The sequence below is a fragment of the uncultured Arthrobacter sp. genome, from assembly GCF_947495145.1.
Classification (GTDB): Bacteria; Actinomycetota; Actinomycetes; order Actinomycetales; family Micrococcaceae; genus Arthrobacter_D.
In genome coordinates, this window is the sequence record NZ_CANLXP010000019.1 from 1 (window position 1) to 24,872 (window position 24,872).

The window sequence follows — 24,872 nt, forward strand, 5'->3', positions numbered from 1 at the left end:
GCACACGGTGACCGCGCCCCGTTGCGGGGCGGTGCCGGGTCACCGGCGGGCGTTACACCACTCTAAGGGGCACTACTGTCCGGCACCCGTCAAGGGTGGAGAAGGGCTTCTAACCGGGCAACCTTATAGCCCGAATTACAAGCTGAGGTTTCACGTGAAACCGTCATAAGCACTCTCCATCGAAACGAAGTTCTAATCGAGAACGGACACCCCAACGCCGCACCAACCTCCGGATAAGAGGAAATTCGCCCTCAGCAGCTCGGGGCGCCGCGCGGGCTTGCTTCCTTCAAGCGATAGTGGCACGGCACTGATACTGGGTCGACTCTTGAGAAGGCCTTCAACCAGGCGGTTGCTCCTGATAGCTCGCGTTCGTTCACAAACCTTATTGTCCTGACTGGACACCAGGGCGATGCCGACGGCAGCTAAACGTAGCATCGACATCACCAGATGGTTAAACCACGCACGGGTAGCGCAATGTCATCTAAGCCAGGAGCGTGAACGTCCGATCGCGCACAACTCCTGTCGGATCTGTCCCTCGATAGCCGATCTTGACCCCTCCAGGCCGACCACGGCAAGCGTTTCACGTGAAACAGCACCCGCGGCGGCGCTGGTCACTGACGTTAGGACGGACCAACACACGGGCGTCCGACCGGCCAGCTTGCGATGGTTGGTTCGCGTCGCTGCTGGGGAGACGCTGCTACTAGCGGGGAGCAAAGCCAATAGTTGCTCCCAGACCCCGCTAAGGACACGAGCAGCTCGAGCCCACGAATGAACTGGCAGCTTCGCCCTGCAGAAGTGCGGGGGGCGCGGCGAGTACCACGCGGTCATGCTCGTGCCGGATAGTCGTTGTCGGCGGCGGCCCTTTCGTCGCTCGGACGAGTTCGCAGACGAATGTGGGCCGCGTCCGTCACGTGCCCTTCGCCCCTGACCGAACACAGGTCGTCATAATGTGCTCCAGACGCTAGCCGCCAAATAGGGCGCGCACGAACACTGTGTTTCACGTGAAACACCCTTACCCGTAGGGGTCGATGTTTGGTCAATCAAGAGATGCGCTGACCACGCACGGGCGCAACAAGTAAGAGATTACTCGCGTCGGTTCTCGCGTAGTAACCACTTAGCGTGCAGAACAGGCACACCAGTTCGCGCGCGATTAGGAAAGCCGAAGTCGACGTAGCCGGCTTTCCTGGAAGCCGAGGTACCCGACTCTCCTGGGATTGCGGATCTCCCGTCGCGTGAGCCGGCGGGGGTATAACTGAGATCCACCACTTGTGCCGAAGGGCGTTTGACCGTGTCGTAAATTGAGAAGTGCGCGGTGCAGCGGGACCCACCAGTGGGCGACATTCTCGCGGCCACAAGCCAATCGACCGTCCGATCAGCTCATTACCCCTCGCCTCTCCCAAGCCTTGCACTATGCGATCCACCGAACGTTCCTCGACACGCTGCCTCGGGGACCCCAACCAACGGCCGGTCGCTGTCTGAGCGCGTCCCGGCACACCGCCACTCGATACTGTTTCACGTGAAACGGGCCGGATCCTCCGGATTCCCTCCCGCGGGCGCATCAGGCTCGATCACGATCGACCAACGTGAATGAACCCCGGTCAGTACGGCAGCGAGAGTCAGCCGCCGCGAATGGGAACGAGCGAAGATCTATCACCTACATGAGCTTTAGAGAGCGCACTCTGAGTGACGAGCGCGCTGACAATCACTACAACGCCGTCTCATCTGGATATGTCAGGCGCATACCCTCCTCCAAGACCACCGTCACGCCTTAGCAGGCCCAATTCCCGGGTGGCCTCGATGGTTGTGACTTCGACGCGTTGCAGGGAGATCCGACCTGGTCTACTGACACAGCCCACAGAAGAGGCGCCGTTTCACGTGAAACGGCGCCGACTCCTTAAGTGTTCGGACCTACGGGGTGGGAGAAAGAACGCCCATGATTCGATTGAGATCATCGACGCTAGCGAACTCGATGCTGACCCGACCCTTTTTGGCACCCAAAGTTATCTTTACGTTGGTGTCCAGACGATCCGAGAGCGACGTGGCGAGGTAATCGAGTCTCTCGTGACGCGCACCGGCGCGAGGAGTGCTGGGCTTACTTGGTCGACGCAATCCGTCGCTCATCGCGACGGCTTCTTCTGTCGAACGAACTGAAAGACCCTCTGCAACCACCCTCTGCGCGAGCTTCTCCATTTCAGCCGGATCAGACAAGCCCAGGAGCGCCCGTGCGTGGCCAGCGCTGAGTACCCCTGCTGCCAGCCGTCGCTGCACAAGCGGCGGTAGCTTCATCAACCTCAGAGTATTTGAGATCTGCGGACGAGAACGACCGATCCGCGTGGCGAGCTCCTCCTGAGAACAACCGAAATCTTCCAGGAGCTGCTGGTATGCAGCGGCTTCCTCAAGCGGATTCAGTTGACTACGATGCAAGTTCTCGAGGAGTGCGTCGCGGAGTAGATCATCATCGGTGGTGTCGCGAATGATCGCCGGAACGGAATCAAGCCCGGCTTCCTTTGATGCGCGCCACCGCCGTTCCCCCATAACCAGCTCATAGCTATGTTCTCCGCCCTCCGGCGAAATGCGAACCACTACAGGCTGCAGCACTCCGATCTCACGGACTGAGTGCACCAGTTCAGCCATCTCGTCCTCATCGAAGACCGTACGTGGCTGCTTTCGATTTGGGTGGATGGAGTCAATGGCCAGCTCGGCAAACCGGGCCCCGGGTACCTCCCGCAGCGTTTCACGTGAAACGTCTTCCGCGCCCTCGCCACTGGTTTCTCGAGAACCCGAAGCTACCTCCGGATCATTCTCCTCAGCGCCACCGGATTCTGCCTCAGCGTCCGCCGACGGCGAGACATGATCTTCCACCGCGGGATCAACGTCGGGCTCGGTCGCAGCCGCCTCCTCAGCAATCGGGTCGGTGACAGTCAAATCCTTGATGACCGGCTCGAGGACAGCTGACTTCTCGAGTGCCGGCTCAACAATAGTCTGCTCTATGGCCACTGACTCATCGACGATCGGTTCTCGATCTGCCGCCTCAACAGGCTGTGCGGCGACCTTAGCCCCGGGCGTCCCATCCACGGGCTTCTTAGCTTTCGTCGTCGAGGGCCTTTTCGAAGCCGTCTGGCCCCGTCCATTGGTCCTCTTGGACGGCGCCGTGAGCGCTTCCTTGTTGATCGACGACCTGCCGGTCGAGCGCGAAGAACGTTCCTCTTCGCCGCCGCCAGCTCCCTGATCGGCGACACTCTTGGACCCAGCGGAGGGGAAGAAGAGGTCCACCGGGCGGCCTCGCTCAGCCACCCTCGTGCTCGTGTTGCCGGCGGTATCGCCCTGCTGCTCTGCGCTACTCGGAATGAGCGCGCCGAGTCCTCGACCTAGACCCCTACGCTTCTCGGGCATGAAACGGTTCCTCTCGAAGGAGAGCAGACAAACTGCAGCGATTGATAACGCGTTCAGTCTACTGCGGGGGACACCGCCACGCAGGAAGGCGCTCTCTAGGAGCGTTCAGCTATTTCTGCTGCAGCCTCAAGATAGGACAGCGCGCCACTCGAGGAGGGATCGTAGGTGAGCACCGTCTGCTGGTAGCTCGGAGCCTCGGATATTCGTACTGACCGAGGTACTACAGCTTTCAACACCTGGTCAGGAAAGTGTTCGCGAACCTCTGCGGCAACTTGGGCAGCGAGATTGGTGCGCCCGTCGTACATCGTCAGCAGGATAGTAGAGACAACCAGCTCAGCGTTGAGATGCTTCTGAATCATCTCAATGTTCTTGAGAAGCTGGCTCAACCCTTCAAGGGCGTAATACTCGCACTGGATCGGGATAAGTACTTCCCGCGCCGCGACGAACGCGTTCACGGTCAGTAGGCCGAGGCTGGGCGGGCAATCAATGAAGATGTAGTCCAGTCGCTCCTCCCCATTCTCCGCGCGCTCCTTCGCATAGAGATCGATCGCACGACGAAGGCGCTGCTCGCGAGCGACAAGGGACACCAGCTCGATTTCAGCGCCGGCCAAATGAATTGTCGCCGGCGCACAGATCAAATTAGGGACGTCAGGGCAGGGTGCAACAACGCCGGATAACGGCAGGTCATCGATGAGCACGTCATAGATACTGTCTACTTCCGCGTGGTGCTCGATGCCCAGCGCGGTGGAGGCGTTCCCTTGCGGGTCAATGTCGATGACGAGCACGTTCAAACCCGCCGATGCGAGGCCAGCGGCCAGATTGACCGTGGTGGTTGTCTTACCCACACCGCCCTTTTGGTTACTTACCGTGAGAACACGCGTCTCGGCTGGCCGGCGAAGCTTCCGTCCCAACAACTTCTCGCGGCGTCGGGTCTCGGACGCCAGCTCGCGCGCTAGAGGGGTGCTGTCGTCCAGAACGTCCATCACGTTCTTGGCATTTCCATTCGATTTCACTCTTGTGGCCTGACTCGAATCGATTACCCCGTGCACTGCCACTGTTTCACGTGAAACAATGCCTGTGTTTATGGGGTTTGAAAACACTTCCGGTTGAATATCGGCGATAGTGATAGCCAGAGAAGAAGTCATCGTCGACGTAGGCTGCTCACGTCGCGTGGCAGAATTCTTCGTCACAAGCGCCTCGCTCACTTTCTGGTACCGGATGGGTCCACTCTAGGTTATCCGGTGTGATCGAAATACTCGGGCAGACTATCCGACGAGTGCGGAACTTCCCTCTCAATCGGAAGTCAGCGCACGACGACGATGCGGACTACCGTCGTCGGCTCCTCAAGAAGCGAGCCCCCGACCGTCTCAACGCTGGTGCTCTTGCCGCCCAGGCGACGAATGATCTTGGCCGCCTTTTCCACTTCCTCATGTGCGCTGCGACCCTTGATGGCCAGGACCTCACCAGACCCCTTCAGAAGGGGAATGGTTAGTGAGGCAAGGCCGGAAAGCGCTGAAACAGCACGCGCAGTCACAACATTCACCGAGAACTTACCCACCGCTTGCTCGGCCCGTCCGCGAAAGATCTCAACGTTGGTCAAACCAAGATCGTCGGTCACTTCGCGTAACCAGTTCACTCTTCTCTCAAGAGGCTCTATCAGGTAGAACGTTGCATCCGGGCGCGCTATGGCAAGAGCCAATCCGGGAAGGCCGGCGCCACTGCCAACATCGGCTACACGGGCGTCTGCGGGTATCAACTCACCTACCACGGCGCAGTTCAGCACATGTCTGTCCCACAAGCGGGGTACCTCACGTGGTCCGAGCAGGCCACGCTCAATTCCGGAAGTTGCAAGGTGCTCCACGAATCGCTCGGCAAGTGTCAGGCGCTCACCGAAGATGCTGCGCGCAGCCTCAAGCTCCTTGGTGCCAATCTCAATCGTCAAGGCAATCCCTCCTCCGGCAAAGACAGGCAGACGTCAGGACTCCGCCGACACAACGATGTGGCGCCGCGAACCCTCGCCCTCGGATTCACTGACCATGCCGAGATCAGCCACGATGTCGTGAACGATCTTGCGTTCATAGGCAGACATCGGCGCCAGCGCTACTGCGTCGCCAGCCGACTTCACCTTGGCAACTGCCTGCTCTGCAATCTCGCGCAGTTCCTTGTTACGGGAATCGCGGAAGCCGTCGATATCCAGAACCAGGCGCGAGCGGTGCTCAGTCGACGTGAGCACGGAAAGACGTGTCAGTTCCTGCAGGGCTTCCAGTACCTCACCGTCCCGACCGACGAGAGCCTGCAGCCCCTGTGCATCGTTATCTTCCGACACTATGGAGATGTAGGTACGCCCGTTCCGCACCTCAATGTCGATGTCGCCGTCTATGTCGGCAATGTCGAGGAGTTCCTCGAGATAGTCCGCTGCTACGTCGCCTTCGTCCTCGGCTGGACCTCCTCCGTCCTTGCCAACCGTGTCCTCGTTCTCCGTCTCGAGCGTCTCTTCCTGCATGTTGTCAGTACTCATTTGCGTTTCCTGTTCTTGCGCTGAGGCTGTACTCGTTGAGCTCGGGGTGGTGTCACTGCTTCAACCGCCGGCTCACTCTTTTTCTCACCAAGCAAAGGGACCATGGGGAGGCCCTTCTTTGCCCGGCGCTCAGCCAGGGCCTTAGCGGCGGGAGATCCAGGCGTGGGCATCCGCCTGATGACGTAGAACTGCTGCACCATAGTCCACAGGTTGGTGGTGGTCCAGTAGATCAGCACACCAATGGGGAAGTTGATACCACCAACGCCGAAGACCAGCGGCAGGATGTACAGCATGATCTTCTGCTGACGCATGAAGGGACTCTGCATCGCCTCTTCGGACATGTTCTTCGCCATGATCTGCTTCTGCGTGATGAACTGCGAGGCAGTCATTGCCAGAATCATGATGATGGAGAGGATGGCCACAGAACCATGCCCAGGGGTACCCCAACCGTGAAGGAGGGATGAGGAGAGCGGAGCCCCGAAAATCTCGGCGGCATCGAACTGACGGACGTCCTCTACCGTGAGTGCGCCGATTCCTTCGCCATCCCGGCTTGCAGACGATACGCCATTTAGAACTGTGAACAGGGCGAAGAAGAACGGCATCTGGATCAGGATCGGCAGACAGGCAGCAAACGGGTTTGTTCCGTGCTTCTTGTATAGGGCCATCTGCTCCTGCGTCATTGCCTGGCGCGAGAGCTGATCCGTCTTGCCCTTGTACTTCTGCTGCAGCTTCCTAAGGTCTGGCTGCAGGGCCTGCATTCCGCGCTGCGCCTTGATCTGCTTGACGAAGACCGGGATCAACGCGGCACGGATCACCACCACGAGGCCAACAATGGACAGTGTCCAGGTCCAGCCCGAGGCCGCTTCCATTCCGAGGAAGGTGAATCCTTCGTGGAAGGCCCACATAACCCAGGACACCAGCCAGCGGAAGGGCAGGAGAATCGTCTCGAAGAAATCCATAATCTGTTGCTCCTCAGGCCGCTGGGCGGCTTTCCTCATCTGCAGGAATCACCGGGTGATTCAGCACTACAATCTGTGGTTCTTCACCGGATGCAAAACGTCGTCCCCCGGAAGGCACATGGTCTACTCCGCCGTCGTTCCAGGGGTGACAGCGACATAGCCGCCTGGCAGCGAACCAGGAACCCTTCAGCGCACCGTGCACCACCACTGCCTCGAGCGCGTACGCCGAGCAGGAAGGGAAAAAGCGGCATACCGGCCCGTACAGAGGTGAGATCACGCGGCGGTATCCCACCAGAAGCCCGATGAGGACGGCGCGGGGCAGCGAAGCAAGCCGAGACAAGTTCGACGGCGAATGATCCGCTGTCATTTGCCGTCTTCCTTTCTGCCGCCGCTCTTACTGAACCGCTTTACACTCGATGCCAGACACCGCTCAAAATCGGAGCTGAGGTCAAACCAACTCGCAGACGCCGCCGGGGGCAACGCCCGAACTACAACATCGAGTCCGACCGGTCGCTGAGCGAGCGCTGACGCTGCTGCTTCTCTCAGTCTCCTCTTAACGAGGTTCCGTGTGACAGCGTTCCCCACACTCTTTGAGACGATGAAGCCGAACCGTGAAGGCGTACCCGTTCCGGTTCCTACCGCATATAACACCAAGTTCCGGCACCCTGACCGGGCACCGGAACGTACGGTGTGAGAGAAATCTGTTGCCGTCCGAACTCGGTGGGCGGTAGACAGCACCTGGAGCTCCGTGACGGTCAGGGCGCCGTTGGTTGGCCAGCGCCGGCGGACGGATTAACTGAGGTTAAGCCGAAAGCTCGGTGCGTCCCTTGCCGCGGCGCGCGGACAGAATGGCACGACCGGCACGGGTCCGCATGCGAAGACGGAAACCGTGCTTCTTGGCACGACGGCGGTTATTCGGCTGAAAGGTCCGCTTGCTCACTGTGATACTCCAGAACGTTCTTGGCATGCGCTGCCGTTGCAACAAGGGGGAAGAACGGGCTGGCGCAATGAAGTTGTAGTACGTCCACCTTGGCTTACCCCGGCATACTGTTCAGCACGTGGCTGACGGTACGGAGGCATGCGAAATGCAGACATAAAGGACTACATAACGTTAGGGCACCGGGTGCACGACGGTCAAACCGGAGGCAGGTCTGCCTGAAGCGCAGGTCTGCGGAAACTCTGTGGACAACTGGCGAGCCGCACGCTGCAGAAAGCAGCTCGCAGGGACCTTGTTGTGATCATTATCCACAGGTGGGGTTCCAGCTGTCCTGTGGACTTTTCATCGTCTACTGTTGCCGGATGACGCATTTATCCACGTGCTGTGTATAACTCTGTGGATGAGTGCCCCAACACGGCCTGGACACCTGTTTTGAACTTCAATTGAGGACGCGAGTGAGTACCGACGAGATCAACGATGTAGGCAGCTCCTGGCGCAAGGTGATTCGCACGCTTGAACAGGACGAACGGATATCTCCACGCCAGCGCGGTTTCGTTGTACTCGCCCAGGCACAGGGACTGATCGGCACCACCCTCCTTGTAGCGGTTCCCAACGAACTGACCCGCGAGGTTCTTCAAAGCCAGCTGAAAAGCCCGTTGAATGATGCCCTTCGGGACGTGTTCCGGGAAGAGATCCAATGCGCATTCGTTATCGATTCGGACCTTACTCCGGTCATCGAAGAGGAGCCCGAGGAGGTCCCGGACGAAAGTACCCAGCGGGAGCAGGCGCCGTCGCCTACCCCTCCGAGCAACTCCCATGAGTTCGGGCGCCTGAACCCGAAGTACGTTTTCGATACGTTCGTCATCGGTTCGTCGAACCGATTCGCACATGCAGCAGCTGTAGCTGTAGCGGAAGCACCGGCAAAGGCGTACAATCCCCTGTTCATCTACGGGGATTCAGGATTGGGAAAAACCCACCTGCTCCACGCCATCGGACACTATGCCCGCCATCTCTATACAGGCATCCGCGTCCGATACGTCAACTCCGAGGAATTCACCAACGACTTCATCAACTCGATCCGTGACGATGAAGGAACGAGCTTTAAACAGACCTATCGCAACGTTGACATCCTCCTGATCGATGACATCCAGTTCCTGAGCGGCAAGGACCGCACGCAGGAGGAGTTTTTCCATACTTTCAACGCGCTGCACAACCACAACAAGCAGGTGGTCATCACCTCGGATCTGCCTCCCAAGCAGATGTCGGGCTTCGAGGAACGGATGCGTTCACGGTTCGAGTGGGGACTGCTCACCGACATCCAGCCGCCGGAACTCGAGACCCGGATTGCGATTCTCCGCAAAAAGGCAATCAGCGAAGGAATGAGCGCACCTGACGAAGTGCTCGAGTACATCGCGTCGAAGATTTCAACGAACATCCGTGAACTGGAGGGTGCCCTGATCCGGGTTACCGCATTCGCGAGCCTGAACCGCCAGGCGGTCGATGAGAATCTCGCTGAGATAGTCCTCAAAGACCTCATCACCGACGACGGCGCGCAAGAGATCACTTCGTCGCTGATCATGGCCCAGACGGCCGAGTACTTCAACATCACGCTCGATGACCTGTGCAGCAAGTCCCGGACGCGCACGCTCGTCACCGCTCGACAGATAGCTATGTATCTGTGCCGGGAACTGACGGATATGTCGCTGCCCAAGATCGGTCACGAGCTGGGCGGACGGGATCACACCACGGTCATCCATGCCGATCGCAAGATCCGTGAACTGATGGCCGAGCGCCGCGCGATCTACAACCAGGTCACTGAGCTGACCAACCGCATCAAGCACCACCGCAAGGAATCGTAGCCTCCAGGCGGAAGGCTCTTCGCCGAACTGAAATTAACAGCTGTGGAAAGAATTGTGGATAACAAGGCGATTCCCGTGGACGTTAATGAGGACAAGCTCCCACAGGGGTGTGGACCGCTGGAAACAAAGATGTTTCATACACAACGAAGCATCTGCCCCAGTCGACTGAGTTCACATCCTGTCAACAGGCAACACTGCCTGAAACACACGGGTCATCCCGGTTATCCACAGTATCCACAGGAGTTATTAACACTACTGATCCTTAGTCCATCGATCCTTTCCAAATAACATTTCCCCTCCCGACCACCCGGCAAGACTGCCCACTGTGTCGCGCTAAGCTGTCACTCAGTAGAGTTGACCTTTGCCCACGCGTCCTCCTTTGTCGAAAGGCGAGGATGAGTGGCTTCCCATGTACCTCGCGAAAGGCGGCACCCTTCAGTGAAATTCCGAGTCGAGCGCGATGTCCTGGCTGAGGCCGTAACGTGGACAGCGCGTTCCCTGTCGCCGCGGCCTCCAGTGCCGGTGCTCTCTGGCTTGCTGATCAAGGCGGGCGCCGGCAGTCTGAGCCTCGCCAGCTTCGACTACGAGATCTCAGCGCGCTTGGAGATACCCGCGGACGTAGCCGAAGAAGGAACAATCCTGGTTTCCGGTCGGTTGCTCGCTGATATTTGCCGCAGTCTTCCGTCTGCACCGGTCGAAGTCGCGACGGACGGCTCGAAAGTAACCCTCACCTGCCGTAACAGCCGGTTCAATCTCGCCACCATGCCGGAAGCCGAGTACCCGGAGCTTCCTGCCCTCCCCGACGTCAGCGGCGTCGTCGACGGCGATGCATTCGCTGAAGCCGTTTCCCAGGTCATCATCGCTGCCAGCCGCGACGACACTCTGCCGATTCTCACCGGTGTGCGCATGGAAATCGAGGAAGACCTCATCACGTTCCTGGCGACGGACCGTTATCGGCTCGCGCTGCGTGAACTCTCCTGGAAGCCCACCAATCCCGGAATCTCCACCAGCGCCCTGGTAAAGGCCAAGACCCTTAGCGAAGTAGCGAAAACGCTTGGTGGATCCGGCGACCTCAAGATTGCGTTGTCCGACAACAGCGAACTGATCGGATTCGAAAGCGGTGGCAGGCGCACAACGTCACTACTGGTCGACGGGGATTACCCGAAGATTCGCTCACTCTTTCCTGACAACACACCAATCCACGCAACGGTGGAAACCAGCCAGCTGGTCGAAGCAGTACGCCGCGTGGCACTGGTTGCGGAGCGGAACACCCCCGTGCGTCTCGCGTTCAGCGCCGGCCAGGTGGTCCTCGACGCCGGAACCGGTGAGGACGCCCAGGCATCTGAAGCGATCGAGGCAACTCTCGACGGCGACGACATCACAGTCGCATTCAACCCGCACTACCTGAGCGAAGGACTGGGAGCATTCAGCAGCCGTTTCGTGCGATTCTCCTTCACCACGCCGCCCAAGCCTGCCGTCATTTCCGCACAGGAAGAAGCCACCGGCGAGGACCGTGAAGACTACAGATACCTGCTGATGCCCGTGAGGCTGCCGAACCAGTAGGAACGCATCACCCACCGCACCGAACCCCATGGAGGACAGTATGCACATCGGCCTGATCGGACTCGGGAAAATGGGACACAACATGCGGGAACGGTTGCGTGCCCGCGGTATTGAGGTCACCGGCTACGACCGGAATCCCGAAGTATCCGACGTTGCAACGCTCGATGAGCTTGTCGCTGCACTGCCCGCGCCGAGGGTCGTGTGGGTGATGGTGCCGGCTGGAAAGGTCACCGACCAGGTAATCACCGAGCTGGGCGCAAAACTCGCTGAAGGTGATTTGGTGATCGATGGCGGGAATACCAAGTTCAGCACAGATCAGGAGCACAGCGCGGAGCTCGCCCAAAGGGGTATTTCCTTCGTTGACTGTGGAGTATCGGGTGGTGTTTGGGGCCTGGAGAACGGCTATGGCCTGATGGTCGGAGGATCAGAGGCCGACGTCGAGCGCGTGATGCCGGTCTTTGACGCGTTGCGGCCCGAAGGCGATCGCGAGGAAAGCTTCGTTCACGTGGGTGAGACGGGTGCCGGCCACTACGCGAAGATGGTGCATAACGGCATCGAATATGGTCTGATGCAGGCGTACGCCGAAGGATACGAACTTCTTGAAGCGAAAGACATCATCAAGGATGTTCACGGCACCTTCCGCGCTTGGCAGAAGGGAACGGTTGTTCGTTCCTGGCTGCTGGATCTGCTGATCAAGGCGTTGGAGGAAGATCCGAAACTCAGCAACGTCGGTGCGTACGTTGAGGATTCCGGCGAGGGTCGCTGGACTGTGGAACAGGCGATCGCCAACGAAGTGGCAGCGCCCGCTATCACTGCGGCGCTCTTCGCCCGCTTCAGTTCACGTCAGGAGGACGCGCCATCGCTGAAGATGGTAGCTGCGCTGCGCAACCAGTTCGGCGGCCACGCCGTGCGCGCACCCCGCAATTGAAGCATGAGTGATAAGTGGTGTATGTCCAGCATCTTTCCCTGACCGATTTCCGCAGCTATTCGCAGCTTGAGGTCCCGCTCGAGCCAGGTGTGACGGTATTCGTCGGACCGAACGGTGTAGGAAAAACCAATATCGTTGAAGCGATCGGCTACCTGGGGTCTCTATCCTCACACCGGGTCAGTACAGACAAACCTCTCATCGCTTTCGACGCAGAGCGGGCACTGGTGCGCGGACGGCTCGTGCGCGGAACACAGGCTACGAGCGTGGAGCTTGAGATCAACGGCGAGCGCGCCAACCGTGCACGCATCAACCGCGCAAATCCTGTGCGCGCCCGGGTCGCTGCGGGGATACTGCGAACGGTTCTGTTTGCGCCGGAAGACCTCGCACTGGTGAAGGGCGACCCCTCCAACAGACGCCGGTTCCTCGACGAATTGATGGTGCAGCTGGTGCCACACCATGCTGGTGTGCGAGCGGATTATGAACGGGTCCTGAAACAGCGCAATGCCCTGCTCAAGTCGATTCGGGGGCGAAGGCTGACTGACGCTCACGAGACCACCCTCGAAGTGTGGGACCAGCATCTTGCTGCTGTCGGGTCGAAGCTGCTCCATGCCCGCCTTGCGGTACTGACCAGGCTCCTGCCACACATGCAGCAGGCCTATCGTGAGCTGACGGACGGTTCCAAAATCGCTGCGGCCGTGTATCGCTCGTCTCTGGTCAGTGCGGTTTCAGATGACGATGCTGACTCCACCGCCACCGGCGAAGACCTCAGCGCCCTCTCTGTCGAAGCAATCAACGAACGGTTTCTGACCGCGATTGCTGAGCAGCGCCGGCGCGAAACCGAGCGCGGGATCTCCCTCGTGGGACCGCACCGCGACGAAGTGGAGCTCATGCTCGGGCGTGCCCTGGTCAAGGGGTATGCCTCCCATGGGGAGACCTGGTCCATGGCCCTGGCGCTGCGCCTTGGATCCTATTACCTTCTTACCGACGATGACCGGACTCCTGGATCGACGCCCGTTCTGATCCTTGATGATGTATTCGCTGAGCTGGACGCAGACCGGCGGGAACGACTGGCCTCGGTCGTCGTCGGCGCGGAGCAGGTCCTTGTGACTGCAGCAGTCGGTGACGATGTCCCGGCCGCACTGGACGGCCGGCAGTTCGAGGTGGTGCCGGGAGGTTTCAGTGAAGTTCCGGCCTGAGGATAAGGCAAAGCGGTCAGAGGCGAAAACGGTACCCACCAACGACGACGACGGCGCCCCCGTTCCTGCCGACGCCGGCGAAACCCCGGTGCAGGATGCACCGCGGCTTCTGTTGAACCGCCTTCGTGACGCGTCTATAGCGCGCGGTGATCTTCGGGCGCCGGCGGCCCGTCGTCGTCGTACTGGTTCCGGTGCTGCTCGCCCGAGGGGACAGGAGTCCTACACCGGAAGGGATCCTCAGGGTGTCGGCGCGGTCTTCGGGCGGCTTCTGAGCGAGCGGGGCTGGAATTCTCCGGTAGCTGTCGGCTCAGTCATGGCGCGATGGGCAGAATTGGTGGGCCCGGAGATTGCTGCCCACTGCACGCCTGAAAGTTTCCATGAAACAACAGTTCTTGTCCGGTGCGATTCGACCGCCTGGGCAACGCAGCTCAGGCTGATCAGCCCGGACCTGCTCCGGCGGTTCGAGCACGAGCTGGGTACCGGCGTAGTGACGGCCATGAAGATCGTTGGCCCATCCGCTCCATCCTGGCGAAAGGGCGGCCGATCGGTTCGAGGTCGCGGACCTCGGGATACCTACGGGTAGCCGGCAGCGGAACAATCGGAAGCCCATTGTTGGACGGCGTGCAGCGTCGAGCGGACCCCAGCGGACGTATACGCCCCCACGCGACCCCCTGCCGTGAGCTTAAATCACGGTTTATTCGGTGCTAGAGGGCATTTGAGGCACCGTTGTGGCGGCGTGCACGGTAGAATGGAACGTGCAGGCATTCCTTTTCGGGATGCCTTCATTCTGAGACTGGGCAACACTAGGACAACGAGGAGTCGACAGCGTCCGTGGCTAACGACAACGAAGTGGAATCTGCCGGATCGCCGGAGACCGGCGCCGGCGCACCCAAGGGTTACGGCGCAAGCGACATCACGGTCCTTGAAGGACTCGAAGCAGTCCGCAAACGGCCCGGTATGTATATCGGGTCCACTGGGCCGCGCGGCCTGCACCACCTGGTTTACGAAGTTGTGGATAACTCTGTGGATGAGGCGCTCGCCGGGTACTGCGATCACATCAGGGTGACCCTAATGGCAGACGGTGGCGTGCGGGTTATCGACAATGGCCGCGGTATCCCGGTCGACATGCACCCAACCGAAGGCAAACCCACCGTCGAGGTGGTCATGACCATCCTGCACGCGGGCGGCAAATTCGGCGGTGGCGGGTACGCCGTTTCGGGCGGCCTCCATGGAGTTGGCATCTCGGTTGTGAATGCGCTTTCCTCCCGCGTGGACACGGAAATCAAGCGTCAAGGCCACGTTTGGAGACAGTCCTTCGAGGACGGCGGTAAGCCGGTCGGGCAGCTCGAAAAGGGCGGGGAAACCACCGAGACCGGAACCACGCAGACCTTCTACCCCGATGCTTCCATCTTTGAATCGGTTGAGTTTGATTTTGAGACCCTGCGGGCGCGGTTCCAGCAGATGGCCTTTCTCAACAAGGGCCTGCGTATCACCCTTGTGGATGAGCGCGTTCCCGAGGTGGAGACCGAAGAGATTACGGACGCCGCTCATGCTGAGGCAGAAAAGGCCGAAGAGAACAAACACCGGCATGTGGAGTACTTGTACGAGAACGGCTTGCTGGACTACGTCAAGCACCTGAATTCGTCGAAGCGCGTGGACGTCATCCATGAAGATGTGATCGCGTTCGAGACCGAAGATTCCGACCGGTCCATCGCCGTCGAAGTGGCAATGCAGTGGACCACGGCGTATTCCGAGAGTGTTCATACCTACGCCAATACGATCAACACCCACGAGGGTGGGACCCACGAAGAGGGTTTCCGCGCAGCGATGACGTCGTTGATCAACCGCTATGCGCGCGAGAAGAACATCATCAAGGAAAAGGATGACAACCTTACGGGTGACGACATCCGTGAAGGTCTGACCGCCGTCATCTCCGTGAAGCTGTCAGAACCGCAGTTCGAGGGACAGACCAAGACGAAGCTGGGCAACTCGGAAGCCAAGGGCTTCGTACAGCGAGTGGTCACCGATCAGCTCGGTGATTGGCTGGAGCGCAATCCCGGCCCGGCCCGCGACGTCATCCGCAAATCCATCCAGGCAGCCCAGGCCCGCCTTGCCGCGCGCAAGGCCCGCGAATCCACGCGGCGCAAGGGCCTGTTGGAGTCCGGTGGGATGCCCGGCAAACTCAAGGACTGCCAATCCAAGGATCCCTCGAAGTCCGAGATCTACATTGTGGAGGGCGACTCCGCGGGCGGTTCGGCGGTGCGCGGCCGCAACCCCGAAACTCAGGCCATCCTGCCATTGCGCGGGAAGATCCTGAACGTCGAGCGTGCCCGGCTTGACCGCGCCCTGAGCAACACTGAAGTCCAGGCAATGATCACCGCTTTCGGAGCCGGAATCGGTGAGGATTTCGACGTTGAGAAGGCCCGGTACCACAAGATCGTGCTGATGGCGGACGCCGACGTCGATGGCCAGCACATCACCACGCTGCTGCTAACGCTTCTCTTCCGCTATATGCGCCCGCTGATCGAGAACGGCTATGTGTACCTGGCACAGCCGCCCCTCTATCGCATCAAGTGGTCCAATGCTGCGCACTCCTATGTGTACAGCGACCGTGAGCGTGACGAAACGATCAAGATGGGCCTTGCCAACAACCAGCGTCTTCCCAAGGACAACGGGATCCAGCGCTACAAGGGCCTTGGCGAGATGGACTACACGGAGCTGTGGGAAACCACCATGGATCCCGACAACCGCACTCTCCTGCAGGTCACCATGGACGATGCCGCGGCAGCCGACCAGATCTTCTCTGTCCTGATGGGTGAGGATGTCGAGTCACGCCGCAACTTCATCCAGCAGAACGCCAAGGACGTACGGTTCCTCGACATCTGACCGAGGTCGCGCAGACCCGGCCGGGCACGCAGCTATCTTGTCACCGGATTTTGACACGCACTTACGAATGGAACGAACTAGATGAGTGACGAAGTAACGCCTGAGGTTCCGAGCGACGGCACGCCTCTTGAAGGTGCCGTGCTGACGGACCGCATCGAGCAGGTGGACCTGCAGACAGAGATGCAGCGGTCCTACCTGGACTATGCCATGGCGGTCATTGTCGGTCGCGCGCTGCCTGACGTGCGTGACGGTCTGAAGCCGGTCCACCGGCGCGTCCTGTATGCAATGTTCGACGGCGGCTACCGCCCTGACCGCTCGTTCAACAAGTGTGCGCGTGTTGTCGGCGAGGTCATGGGCCAGTACCACCCGCACGGTGACAGTGCTATCTACGATGCACTCGTTCGCCTGATCCAGGACTGGACCATGCGGTATCCACTGGCCCTTGGCCAGGGGAACTTCGGATCGCCGGGCAATGACGGCGCTGCCGCTCCCCGGTACACCGAGACCAAGATGGCTCCCCTTGCCATGGAGATGGTCCGTGACATCGACGAAGAGACAGTCGATTTCCAGGACAACTACGACGGAAAAAACCAGGAACCAACTATCCTGCCGTCACGCTTTCCCAACCTGCTGGTCAATGGATCCTCGGGCATCGCGGTGGGCATGGCCACCAACATCCCGCCGCACAATCTGCGCGAGGTTGCGGACGGTGTGCAGTGGTACCTGCAGAACCCGACGGCGAGTAAGGAAGATCTGCTTGAGGCGCTCATCCAGCGCATCAAGGGCCCGGATTTCCCCACCGGTGCGCAGATCCTCGGCCACAAGGGAATCGAGGACGCATATCGGACCGGCCGCGGTTCAATCACCATGCGTGCCGTGGTCAACGTCGAGGAGATTCAGGGCCGTACCTGCCTGGTCGTGACCGAGTTGCCCTACCAGGCCAACCCCGACAACCTCGCTATCAAGATCGCCGATCTCGTCAAGGACGGGAAGGTTTCGGGAATCGCTGACCTCAGGGATGAAACTTCAGGGCGCACAGGTCAACGCCTCGTCATCGTCCTGAAGCGCGATGCCGTAGCCAAGGTGGTCCTGAACAATCTCTACAAGCACACTCAGCTGCAGGACAATTTCAGCGCGAACATGCTTGCGATTGTGGATGAGGTGCCGCGGACACTCAGCCTTGACGCGTTCATCCGTCACTGGGTTACGCACCAGCTCGAGGTCATTGTCCGCAGGACCCAGTACCGTCTGCGTAAAGCCGAAGAAGCCGCGCATATCCTGCGCGGACTGCTGAAGGCACTTGATGCGCTCGATGAGGTCATCGCCCTTATCCGCAGGTCTTCGACCGTGGAGGATGCGCGCAACGGCCTGATGGGCCTTCTGGAGATCGACGAGATCCAGGCACAGGCAATTCTGGACATGCAGCTGCGCCGGCTCGCCGCCCTGGAGAGGCAAAAGATCCAGGACCAGCATGCCAAGCTTGAATCAGAGATCACCGAGTACAAGAAGATTCTCGCCTCCGAGGTGCAGCAGCGTGAGATTGTCTCGACCGAGCTGCAGGAGATTGTCGACAAGCATGGTGATGACCGCCGCACCGAGATCCTCATGGGTTACGACGGCGACATGAGCATGGAAGACCTCATCCCTGAAGAGGAGATGGTGGTCACTATCACCCGCGGCGGTTACGTCAAGCGGACCCGAAGCGACAACTATCGCCAGCAGGCACGTGGCGGTAAGGGAATCCGTGGCGCCCAGCTGCGGGGCGACGATGTCGTCGAGCATTTCTTCGTGACCACGACGCACCACTGGCTGTTGTTCTTCACCAACCTTGGCCGCGTCTACCGCGCGAAAGCCTATGAGCTTGTGGAAGCGGCGCGTGACGCCAAGGGCCAGCATGTCGCGAACCTGCTGGCGTTCCAGCCTGAGGAGAAGATTGCCCAGGTTCTGGACCTGCGGGACTATCAGCAGTCGCCGTATCTGGTGCTCGCGACCAAGCGCGGCCTGGTCAAGAAGACAAGGCTCGAGGATTACGACACCAACCGTTCAGCGGGTGTCATTGCCATCAATCTGCGCGACGGCGACGAGCTGGTCTCTGCCCAGCTGGTGTCGGAGAACGATGACATGATGCTTGTCTCCCGAAAGGGTCAATCCCTTCGCTTCAGTGCCACCGATGACGCGCTTCGTCCGATGGGCAGGGCCACTTCGGGAGTTACCGGTATGAAGTTCAGGGCGGATGATGAGCTGCTTGCAGCCAATGTCGTCAGTGATGATTCCTATGTCTTCATCGTGACGGAGGGGGGCTTTGCCAAGCGGACCAAAGTGGATGAGTACCGGGTACAGGGCCGTGGCGGCCTGGGCATCAAGGTTGCCAAACTCGCCGAGGTCCGTGGAGATCTCGTCGGTGCCCTCATCGTTCAGGAAGAGGATGAGGTCCTCGTGGTCATGGGCGGCGGAAAGGTTGTCCGCTCCGCTGTTTCGGGTGTTCCTGCAAAGGGCCGGGACACCATGGGCGTCATCTTCGCGAAGCCGGACAAGTCCGACAGGATTATCGCCGTCGCCCGCAATACCGAACGCGGTCTCACGGTTGATGACGAGATTCCAGTGATCGGCGTGGAAGACGTTGTATCTGCACCGGACGCTGGAGATGAAGTACCGTTGTCGTCAGAAGAAACGGCTGAGCCTGATGCTGAGTCAAGCGATATTGGAGGTTCCGAGTGAGTTCTGCCAACTCAAATCCGCGCGCGGCAGCGGGAAGTGCTGTCCGGTCGTCGGGTGGAGGACCTCGGGTGAACCCACCTGCACGCCCAACCCAGCGGCCAGCCTCGTCGGCCGCGCGGCCTGCCGGCAATCGACCTGGGCTGGTGAAACCAGCTCCAAAGGCGAAGGCGCGCAAGGCCAGACTCCTGGTCAGCAAGATCGATCCGTGGTCGGTGCTGAAGATGTCCTTCCTGCTCTCCGTAGCGCTGGGGATTGTCACGGTTGTTGCGGCGATTGTGATCTGGACAGTTCTCGACCTCACGGGAATCTTCGACCGGGTTAACCAGCTACTCGGAGAGATTGCCGGGTCGGAGGGTGCAGGATTCGATCTTCGCCAGTTCGCATCCCTCGGTCAGGTCGTCTCCTTCGCCACCATCATCGCCGTCGTGAATGTTGTCCTACTGACCGCTCTCGCAATGCTTGCAGCGGTCCTGTACAACATCTCATCCACACTTGTGGGCGGCATTGGTGTCACCCTCACGGACGACTGACCCGCTGTAATCGGGGCTAGGCTCTCAATTTGTAGATCGCTGAGGGCCTACTGTAAAGTCGTATCTCGGCCCGATGAGGTACGGGGGCGTATAGCTCAGGCGGTTAGAGCGCTTCGCTGATAACGAAGAGGTCCCAGGTTCAAGTCCTGGTACGCCCACGGATCCTGAAACCGGCAGGAAACTGCAAGGAGGAGCACTGTGAAGAAGTTGCTGGTAGCTGCAGCTGCGGTCGCAGGTGTCTTTGCCTACAAGCGGTGGCAGGAATCCGAGAAGGACAAGGAAGTGTGGAGCAACGCGACCGATTCGGTCGAGTAAAACTTCACTCCCTGATCGGGGTATACTGATCAGGTTCCGTTTTACGGGGGCATGGCGCAATTGGTAGCGCACCTGCTTTGCAAGCAGGGGGTTCGGGGTTCGAGTCCCCGTGCCTCCACCGAAAGACGAAGGGTTCCAGCCGGAAGGCTGGAGCCCTTCGTTGGTTAACGCTCCTGGCGCTGAGGTGTTGTGGTTCTGGCCGTGCGAGCAGTATGTACGGCGCGAAGGACCTTCGCCGGATAGTAGATCGACATGAAAATCAGCATGGGAATCTTGAGAACCGTCTTGTCGATCTCGTGCGCACGGTACGTGCGGTCAAACCTCGTGACGTAGTAGCGGTAGTCCTTGGGCGAATTCTCAAGACGCCTGGCCGACATGCCGCTGACCATGGCTGGAATATAGCGGATGACCAGGTCCTGTTCCGCGAGATGCAGGGATATGTCGATATCCTCGTGCATCTGGTCCTGCTCGTCGAGGCAGGTTCTGTCCCGGATCTGTTCCCACGCCGTCCTGCGAAGGGCCATATTCGAGCCAAACAGGAAGTGGTACTGGTTGCGCGCGAGCTTGAGAACGAGCTGGCGCATCTTGTCGTCAGCTTTGAGGCCCCATCGACGCATCGGCATGTCGTAGTACACGACAGGACCCGTAGCAGCGGCCACCTCGGGATCGGTGAAGCCAGCCTGGACGGTTTCCACCCAATCGGGTTCCAGAACGGAGTCTGCGTCAATCCGGCCCAGCACGTCGCCCGTGGCGTGGTTCAGACCGAAGTTCCGGGTAGGGATGAGGCCCTGCACTTCATTCTGCTCGAGCAGATAGATAGGGCTCTCCGGGTACTCGAGCTGCATCTGGCGGACCACGTCGGCTGTATGGTCGGTCGAACGGTTATTGACGACCAGAATTTCGTGCGCCGGCATGGACTGGTAGATGGCAGCGATGAGGCATTGGCGAATAACGCCTTCCTCGTTGTAGGCCGGGATCACGATCGACACGGACGGCTTCTCGGGGTGCACGGCGGTAAATCTATCACCAGCCGGTGATGCTCAGGGGGGCAGACATGAAAAAAGCGGGAAAGATCCGCCCTTCGGTGGATCCTTCCCGCTTTCGGGCGGTGCAGGGACTAGATGGCAGAACCCTTCGGTGCGCCGTCGTCGTCGTTCGACTTCTCAGCCGCGCGATCCGCTGCTTCCTTGATGTCATTGACGGCCTTCTTGGCTTCGTCATTGTGCTCAATGTCGGCAACCGGCTTGGGCTCAACTGGAGCGGGGGTTTTCCACGGATCCTCAACTGGCTGGGATGCACGCCAGACGGCTACGCCTGCGGTGATGGCCGCGGCGATGATACCGACGATAAGCCAGCCCTTGCCGCCCTTGCTGCTCTTGCTCTGCTGGCTTCGCTTGAGATCCTTCGCAGCCTTCTGAGCCGCCACAACGGCAGCCTTCTGATACTTCTTCACAGCCTTCTTGTCACCGGTCACCCTGGTGACAACACCAGCAACACCGGCTGGGATGGTGGCAGCGGCCAGCGTGCGCGACGCAGAGTCCGCTGCATCCCCGAGCCGGTATGAAACGGCCGGAATGTACTCGGTGACGACGCGATCACGTGCCTGGTTGATGGCTGGAGTTGCGCGGTCCAGGGTTCCCTGGATGCGCGGTGCGGTACCGTCGACGAACTGCGAAATGCGCGGCCCCACCCGGTCCAGGCTCCCCTGAATGCGAGGGGTGACCACGGCGATGCCGTCCGACAAACCCTGGGTTGCACGATTCACACCCTGCTGGATCCTCGGTGACGCCGTTTCGATGCCTCGTTCAATACGCGGAGCGACCCACACCTTTGCGGCGTCCACCCGCGGCACGGCCCAATCACGTGCCGTGCCGACGCCCATCAGAACGTTGTTCTCGATGGTGCGGACAACGCTTTCGGATTTCTTCACAACTACCTCCCGGGGATAGTGACTGTTGTTAGTCAGCCTACGTGCTATCCCGAGGTCCGTGCTATCCGCACACTTTTTTCACAGCTTTTTCACTGTGCGCGGAACCCGGTACTTCAGGGGATAACAACGCACCCGCGTGGAAGAATGGAGCGCATGACAGCTATCGCTACTGCACACGCAACCATCCACACCAGCCTCGGTGACATCAAGGTAGAGCTCTACGGCAACCACGCTCCCAAGACGGTCAAGAACTTCACCGGCCTCGCCACGGGCGAGATCGCGTGGACCCACCCGGGCACCGGCGAAGAAACGAACGCACCGCTTTACGACGGCACCATCTTCCACCGCGTTATCAAGGACTTCATGATCCAGGGCGGGGATCCCCTCGGCAAGGGGATCGGCGGGCCAGGCTACAAGTTCGACGACGAGATCAACCCGGATCTCGACTTCGCCACCCCCTACAAGCTGGCAATGGCGAACGCCGGTCTGCAGAACGGCCGCGGAACCAACGGATCCCAGTTCTTCATCACCTCGGTTCCCACCACCTGGCTGCAGGGCAAGCACACCATCTTCGGCGAGGTGAAAGACGAGGATTCCCGTGCCATCGTTGATCAGCTCAATGCCATTCCCACGGATGGACGCGATCGTCCGCTCGAAGACGTCGTCATCAGCAGCATCACCATCGAGCAGGCATAACGCCTCATGACCTATGGAATCCCGGCGGGTCAGCCGGGCCAGGACGTTCCCGTGTGCCCGCGCCACCTCGACAGGGTGAGCTATGTGCGGTGTCAACGATGCGGCAGGCCTGCCTGCCCGGAATGCCAGCGTCCGGCGGCCGTCGGGATCCAGTGCGTTGACTGCGTGCAAGAGGCTCAGCACAACGCTCCTGCAACCAGAACTATCTTCGGTGCAACAGTGCGGCAGGGACGCCCGCTTGTCACCTTCACCCTCATTGGTGCCTGCGTGGCTCTTTTCCTCGCCCAACTCGTGATCCCCGGAGTTACTGACGCCTTGGCGTACGCGGGTATCTACACCTCTGACATCGTCGCTCCGGAACCGTGGCGCATGATCACTGCGGCGTTCCTGCATTCGACCGGGTTCCTGCTCCATATCGGTTTCAACATGTATGCGCTATGGATCATCGGGCAGGCCCTCGAACCGCTGCTTGGGAGGGCGAGGTTCCTTGCCCTCTACCTGATCGCCGCGTTCGGCGGCTCGGTTGCTGTCCTCCTGCTGACCAATCCCCTGCAGGGAGTCGTCGGAGCGTCCGGAGCGGTCTTCGGGCTCTTTGGCGCCATGCTCATTGTGCAGCGGCGACGCGGCGGGGACGTGCGTCAACTGGTGGTGTTGATCGCCATCAATACCGTGCTGGGGTTTGTGGTTTCAGGAATCTCCTGGCAGGCACACCTCGGCGGTCTTCTAGCGGGAAGCGCGGCCGCAGCAATTATTGCCTATACGCCGCGCAGTCCCAAGCGCTCACTGATCCAGTGGTCCGGGATGGCTGCGCTGACGATTCTACTGGTGGTGCTGACCTTCGTGGGCGCCAACCTGGTCATGCTGCCGTTCTAGTTTTCCACAGGGTTTATCAACAACGGGGATAACTTACACACATGTAATTCCACAGCTGTGGATAAGCATATCCCCGTGTTTTCGGGGTCGAACGTGGAAGAACAACTCAAGTTACACACAGCTGTGGATAACTCGGTGCACAACGTGTGTATGACGCAATCAGGACCTTCTCTCCTAGGTGATCGCGTCCCGTACTTCCGCGAGCAGGCTGCGCATCGCCGTTTCCGCTGCGGTGGCATCGGCTTCGGCAATTGCAGCCGCAACGGCTTCATGGCTGGCAAGGGCATGTTCCCGCGGCGTGCGGGGCATCAGTCCCTGATTGGTCCTGCCGCGCAGCACCTCCGTGACGACGTCGTCAAGAGCTGAGAACATTTCGTTGCCGCTGGCTAGCAGAAGCAGCGCGTGAAATTCGATGTCCACGCTGAGAAACTCTTCAAGCCGGCCTGCCTCGCCCAGGGTGCGCAGCCGGCCGGCGAGGTCGACGACGGCGGCACGCTGTTCCTCGGTCGCGTTGCGGGCTGCTCCTGCCGCGGCAAGCGGCTCGACCGCACAGCGCAGTTCGGTCAGGCTCTTGAACTGGCGCGCACGGGAGGCGCCCTCCAGCCGCCAACGGATGATCCGGGCGTCGTAGACGTTCCACTGGCGCGGTGATTGCACCACGATTCCCACCCGGCGCTTGCTGAAGACCAGGTTCATGGATTCCAGGATGCGCATGCAGTCCCGGATCACGGTTCGCGAAACACCGAACCGCTGCTGCAGCGATTCAATCGTCAGCCGTTCGCCCGCTGCCAGCTCGCCGCTGACGATGCTTTTTCCAAGCTCCTCAATGATGCTGCTGTACAGCACCGCTGCCGCCGGTGCAGGATCTTGCGAGGACAGCGCCACTGTTTAGACCTTTCCGAGGGGAGGATGAGATCAGGATAGGCGGGGACGACAATAAACTAAAGGTGCTATCTTTCGGACGCGTAAAGATGCTACCTTTGTCCTCGAGCAAACGAGCGGTGCGTCACATGGCGCGGGCGACGAGGGAGTCGAGGAGACGACATGGAACCACGCATGCATCTGGTGATCATGGGTGTGTCGGGATCGGGCAAGACAACGATCGCGACCGCTTTGGCCGAACGCCTCGGCTGGATCTACGCCGAAGCTGATGAGTTTCATTCCAGAGAGAACATCTCCAGGATGACTCAGGGCATTGCCCTGACTGACGAGGACCGAAAGCCCTGGCTCGATGCAATCGCGCAGTGGATCAGTCTCAAGAGCCGGAACGGTGAGTCGACCATCGTGACCTGTTCGGCGCTCAAAAGGAGTTACCGTGACGTACTCGCGGCTGCTGACGGGGACGTCCGGTTTGTCCATCTGCGCGGGGACGTGGAACTCATTCGCTCCCGCATGAAGACCCGTACCGGGCATTTCATGCCCGAGTCCCTGCTGGCCTCACAGGTCAGCACGCTGGAACCGCTTCAGGAGGGTGAGCACGGGCTCACCGTTGACAATGTCGACACCCTGGAAAACGTGATCGACGACATCATGGCCCGTCTGGGCCTGGCCGCCTGAGAACCTACGAAAAG

23 protein-coding genes and 2 tRNA genes are annotated in these 24,872 nt (G+C 60.0%); 14 read left to right on the forward strand and 11 right to left on the reverse strand.

All coding sequences use genetic code 11. From position 1 onward, the window contains the following. Positions 1 to 1,908: 1,908 nt before the first annotated feature. The 8 genes from Q0877_RS13205 to rpmH form a co-directional block, all read right to left on the reverse strand. The gene (locus tag Q0877_RS13205) at positions 1,909 to 3,393 is read right to left on the reverse strand and encodes a ParB/RepB/Spo0J family partition protein (protein WP_299168559.1); all 1,485 of its coding nucleotides are present in this window, start codon (positions 3,391 to 3,393) and stop codon (positions 1,909 to 1,911) included. 95 nt (positions 3,394 to 3,488) lie between these two features. Then, positions 3,489 to 4,538, reverse strand: coding sequence for a ParA family protein (locus Q0877_RS13210; protein WP_299168561.1), 1,050 nt, complete (start codon positions 4,536 to 4,538; stop codon positions 3,489 to 3,491). Between the two features lie 158 nt (positions 4,539 to 4,696). Further along, positions 4,697 to 5,341 (reverse strand): 16S rRNA (guanine(527)-N(7))-methyltransferase RsmG, encoded by a 645-nt coding sequence (gene rsmG / locus Q0877_RS13215; RefSeq protein WP_299168661.1) that lies wholly within the window; start codon positions 5,339 to 5,341, stop codon positions 4,697 to 4,699. A gap of 27 nt (positions 5,342 to 5,368) precedes the next feature. Beyond that, positions 5,369 to 5,911, reverse strand: a complete 543-nt coding sequence (locus tag Q0877_RS13220; RefSeq protein ID WP_299168566.1) for a R3H domain-containing nucleic acid-binding protein — start codon at positions 5,909 to 5,911, stop codon at positions 5,369 to 5,371. Further along, the gene (gene yidC / locus Q0877_RS13225) at positions 5,908 to 6,870 is read right to left on the reverse strand and encodes a membrane protein insertase YidC (RefSeq protein ID WP_299168568.1); all 963 of its coding nucleotides are present in this window, start codon (positions 6,868 to 6,870) and stop codon (positions 5,908 to 5,910) included. The genes Q0877_RS13220 and yidC overlap by 4 nt, the downstream gene beginning before the upstream one ends. 13 nt (positions 6,871 to 6,883) lie before the next feature. Then, positions 6,884 to 7,237 carry a membrane protein insertion efficiency factor YidD gene (gene yidD, locus Q0877_RS13230; protein WP_299168570.1) on the reverse strand — a complete coding sequence of 118 codons (354 nt, stop codon included), beginning with the start codon at positions 7,235 to 7,237 and terminating at the stop codon, positions 6,884 to 6,886. After that, positions 7,234 to 7,608 (reverse strand): ribonuclease P protein component, encoded by a 375-nt coding sequence (rnpA, locus tag Q0877_RS13235; RefSeq protein ID WP_299168572.1) that lies wholly within the window; start codon positions 7,606 to 7,608, stop codon positions 7,234 to 7,236. The genes yidD and rnpA overlap by 4 nt, the downstream gene beginning before the upstream one ends. A gap of 64 nt (positions 7,609 to 7,672) precedes the next feature. Next, complete coding sequence (rpmH, locus tag Q0877_RS13240; RefSeq protein WP_022892375.1) at positions 7,673 to 7,810, reverse strand: 50S ribosomal protein L34; 138 nt, start codon at positions 7,808 to 7,810, stop codon at positions 7,673 to 7,675. Positions 7,811 to 8,262: 452 nt separating this feature from the next. Between rpmH and dnaA the strand changes: the two genes are divergently transcribed. The 11 genes from dnaA (at position 8,263) to Q0877_RS13295 (ending at position 19,920) form a co-directional block, all read left to right on the forward strand. Next, positions 8,263 to 9,666 carry a chromosomal replication initiator protein DnaA gene (dnaA, locus tag Q0877_RS13245; protein ID WP_299168574.1) on the forward strand — a complete coding sequence of 468 codons (1,404 nt, stop codon included), beginning with the start codon at positions 8,263 to 8,265 and terminating at the stop codon, positions 9,664 to 9,666. Between the two features lie 438 nt (positions 9,667 to 10,104). After that, positions 10,105 to 11,229: a DNA polymerase III subunit beta gene (dnaN, locus tag Q0877_RS13250; RefSeq protein ID WP_299168575.1), complete on the forward strand. Its 1,125-nt coding sequence runs from the start codon at positions 10,105 to 10,107 to the stop codon at positions 11,227 to 11,229. A 40-nt stretch (positions 11,230 to 11,269) separates the two neighbouring features. Next, a complete protein-coding gene (gene gnd, locus Q0877_RS13255) occupies positions 11,270 to 12,157 on the forward strand; it encodes a phosphogluconate dehydrogenase (NAD(+)-dependent, decarboxylating) (RefSeq protein WP_299168578.1) in 888 nt (295 codons plus the stop codon). Between the two features lie 17 nt (positions 12,158 to 12,174). Further along, the gene (gene recF, locus Q0877_RS13260; RefSeq protein WP_299168662.1) at positions 12,175 to 13,353 is read left to right on the forward strand and encodes a DNA replication/repair protein RecF; all 1,179 of its coding nucleotides are present in this window, start codon (positions 12,175 to 12,177) and stop codon (positions 13,351 to 13,353) included. A gap of 88 nt (positions 13,354 to 13,441) precedes the next feature. Next, positions 13,442 to 13,936, forward strand: a complete 495-nt coding sequence (locus tag Q0877_RS13265; protein WP_299168663.1) for a DUF721 domain-containing protein — start codon at positions 13,442 to 13,444, stop codon at positions 13,934 to 13,936. Positions 13,937 to 14,202: 266 nt separating this feature from the next. Next, positions 14,203 to 16,239 (forward strand): DNA topoisomerase (ATP-hydrolyzing) subunit B, encoded by a 2,037-nt coding sequence (gyrB, locus tag Q0877_RS13270; RefSeq protein ID WP_299168664.1) that lies wholly within the window; start codon positions 14,203 to 14,205, stop codon positions 16,237 to 16,239. 81 nt (positions 16,240 to 16,320) lie between these two features. Further along, positions 16,321 to 18,957 carry a DNA gyrase subunit A gene (gene gyrA / locus Q0877_RS13275; protein WP_299168580.1) on the forward strand — a complete coding sequence of 879 codons (2,637 nt, stop codon included), beginning with the start codon at positions 16,321 to 16,323 and terminating at the stop codon, positions 18,955 to 18,957. Beyond that, positions 18,954 to 19,487: a DUF3566 domain-containing protein gene (locus Q0877_RS13280; RefSeq protein ID WP_299168582.1), complete on the forward strand. Its 534-nt coding sequence runs from the start codon at positions 18,954 to 18,956 to the stop codon at positions 19,485 to 19,487. The genes gyrA and Q0877_RS13280 overlap by 4 nt, the downstream gene beginning before the upstream one ends. Before the next feature lie 84 nt (positions 19,488 to 19,571). Continuing rightward, a tRNA-Ile gene (locus tag Q0877_RS13285) sits at positions 19,572 to 19,645 on the forward strand. 40 nt (positions 19,646 to 19,685) lie between these two features. Continuing rightward, on the forward strand, positions 19,686 to 19,802 hold the full coding sequence (locus Q0877_RS13290) for a DLW-39 family protein (protein WP_299168583.1): 117 nt from the start codon (positions 19,686 to 19,688) through the stop codon (positions 19,800 to 19,802). A gap of 45 nt (positions 19,803 to 19,847) precedes the next feature. Then, positions 19,848 to 19,920, forward strand: a tRNA-Ala gene (locus Q0877_RS13295). Positions 19,921 to 19,966: 46 nt separating this feature from the next. On the opposite strand, the gene Q0877_RS13300 is transcribed toward Q0877_RS13295, so the two are convergent. Together Q0877_RS13300 and Q0877_RS13305 are read right to left on the reverse strand one after the other, a co-directional pair. Next, on the reverse strand, positions 19,967 to 20,812 hold the full coding sequence (locus Q0877_RS13300) for a glycosyltransferase family 2 protein (RefSeq protein WP_299168584.1): 846 nt from the start codon (positions 20,810 to 20,812) through the stop codon (positions 19,967 to 19,969). 107 nt (positions 20,813 to 20,919) lie between these two features. Next, positions 20,920 to 21,732: a hypothetical protein gene (locus tag Q0877_RS13305; protein WP_299168585.1), complete on the reverse strand. Its 813-nt coding sequence runs from the start codon at positions 21,730 to 21,732 to the stop codon at positions 20,920 to 20,922. Positions 21,733 to 21,885: 153 nt separating this feature from the next. Here Q0877_RS13305 and Q0877_RS13310 point away from each other — a divergent pair, with 153 nt between their 5' ends. Then, a complete protein-coding gene (locus Q0877_RS13310; RefSeq protein WP_299168586.1) occupies positions 21,886 to 22,428 on the forward strand; it encodes a peptidylprolyl isomerase in 543 nt (180 codons plus the stop codon). 219 nt (positions 22,429 to 22,647) lie between these two features. Beyond that, positions 22,648 to 23,301, forward strand: a complete 654-nt coding sequence (locus tag Q0877_RS13315; RefSeq protein WP_367182176.1) for a rhomboid family intramembrane serine protease — start codon at positions 22,648 to 22,650, stop codon at positions 23,299 to 23,301. A 174-nt stretch (positions 23,302 to 23,475) separates the two neighbouring features. Here the strand turns inward: Q0877_RS13315 and Q0877_RS13320 are convergent, their stop codons facing one another. After that, positions 23,476 to 24,186, reverse strand: a complete 711-nt coding sequence (locus tag Q0877_RS13320; RefSeq protein WP_299168588.1) for a FadR/GntR family transcriptional regulator — start codon at positions 24,184 to 24,186, stop codon at positions 23,476 to 23,478. Positions 24,187 to 24,345: 159 nt separating this feature from the next. Between Q0877_RS13320 and Q0877_RS13325 the strand changes: the two genes are divergently transcribed. Further along, positions 24,346 to 24,858: a gluconokinase gene (locus Q0877_RS13325; protein ID WP_299168589.1), complete on the forward strand. Its 513-nt coding sequence runs from the start codon at positions 24,346 to 24,348 to the stop codon at positions 24,856 to 24,858. The last annotated feature ends 14 nt before the right edge of the window (positions 24,859 to 24,872 follow it).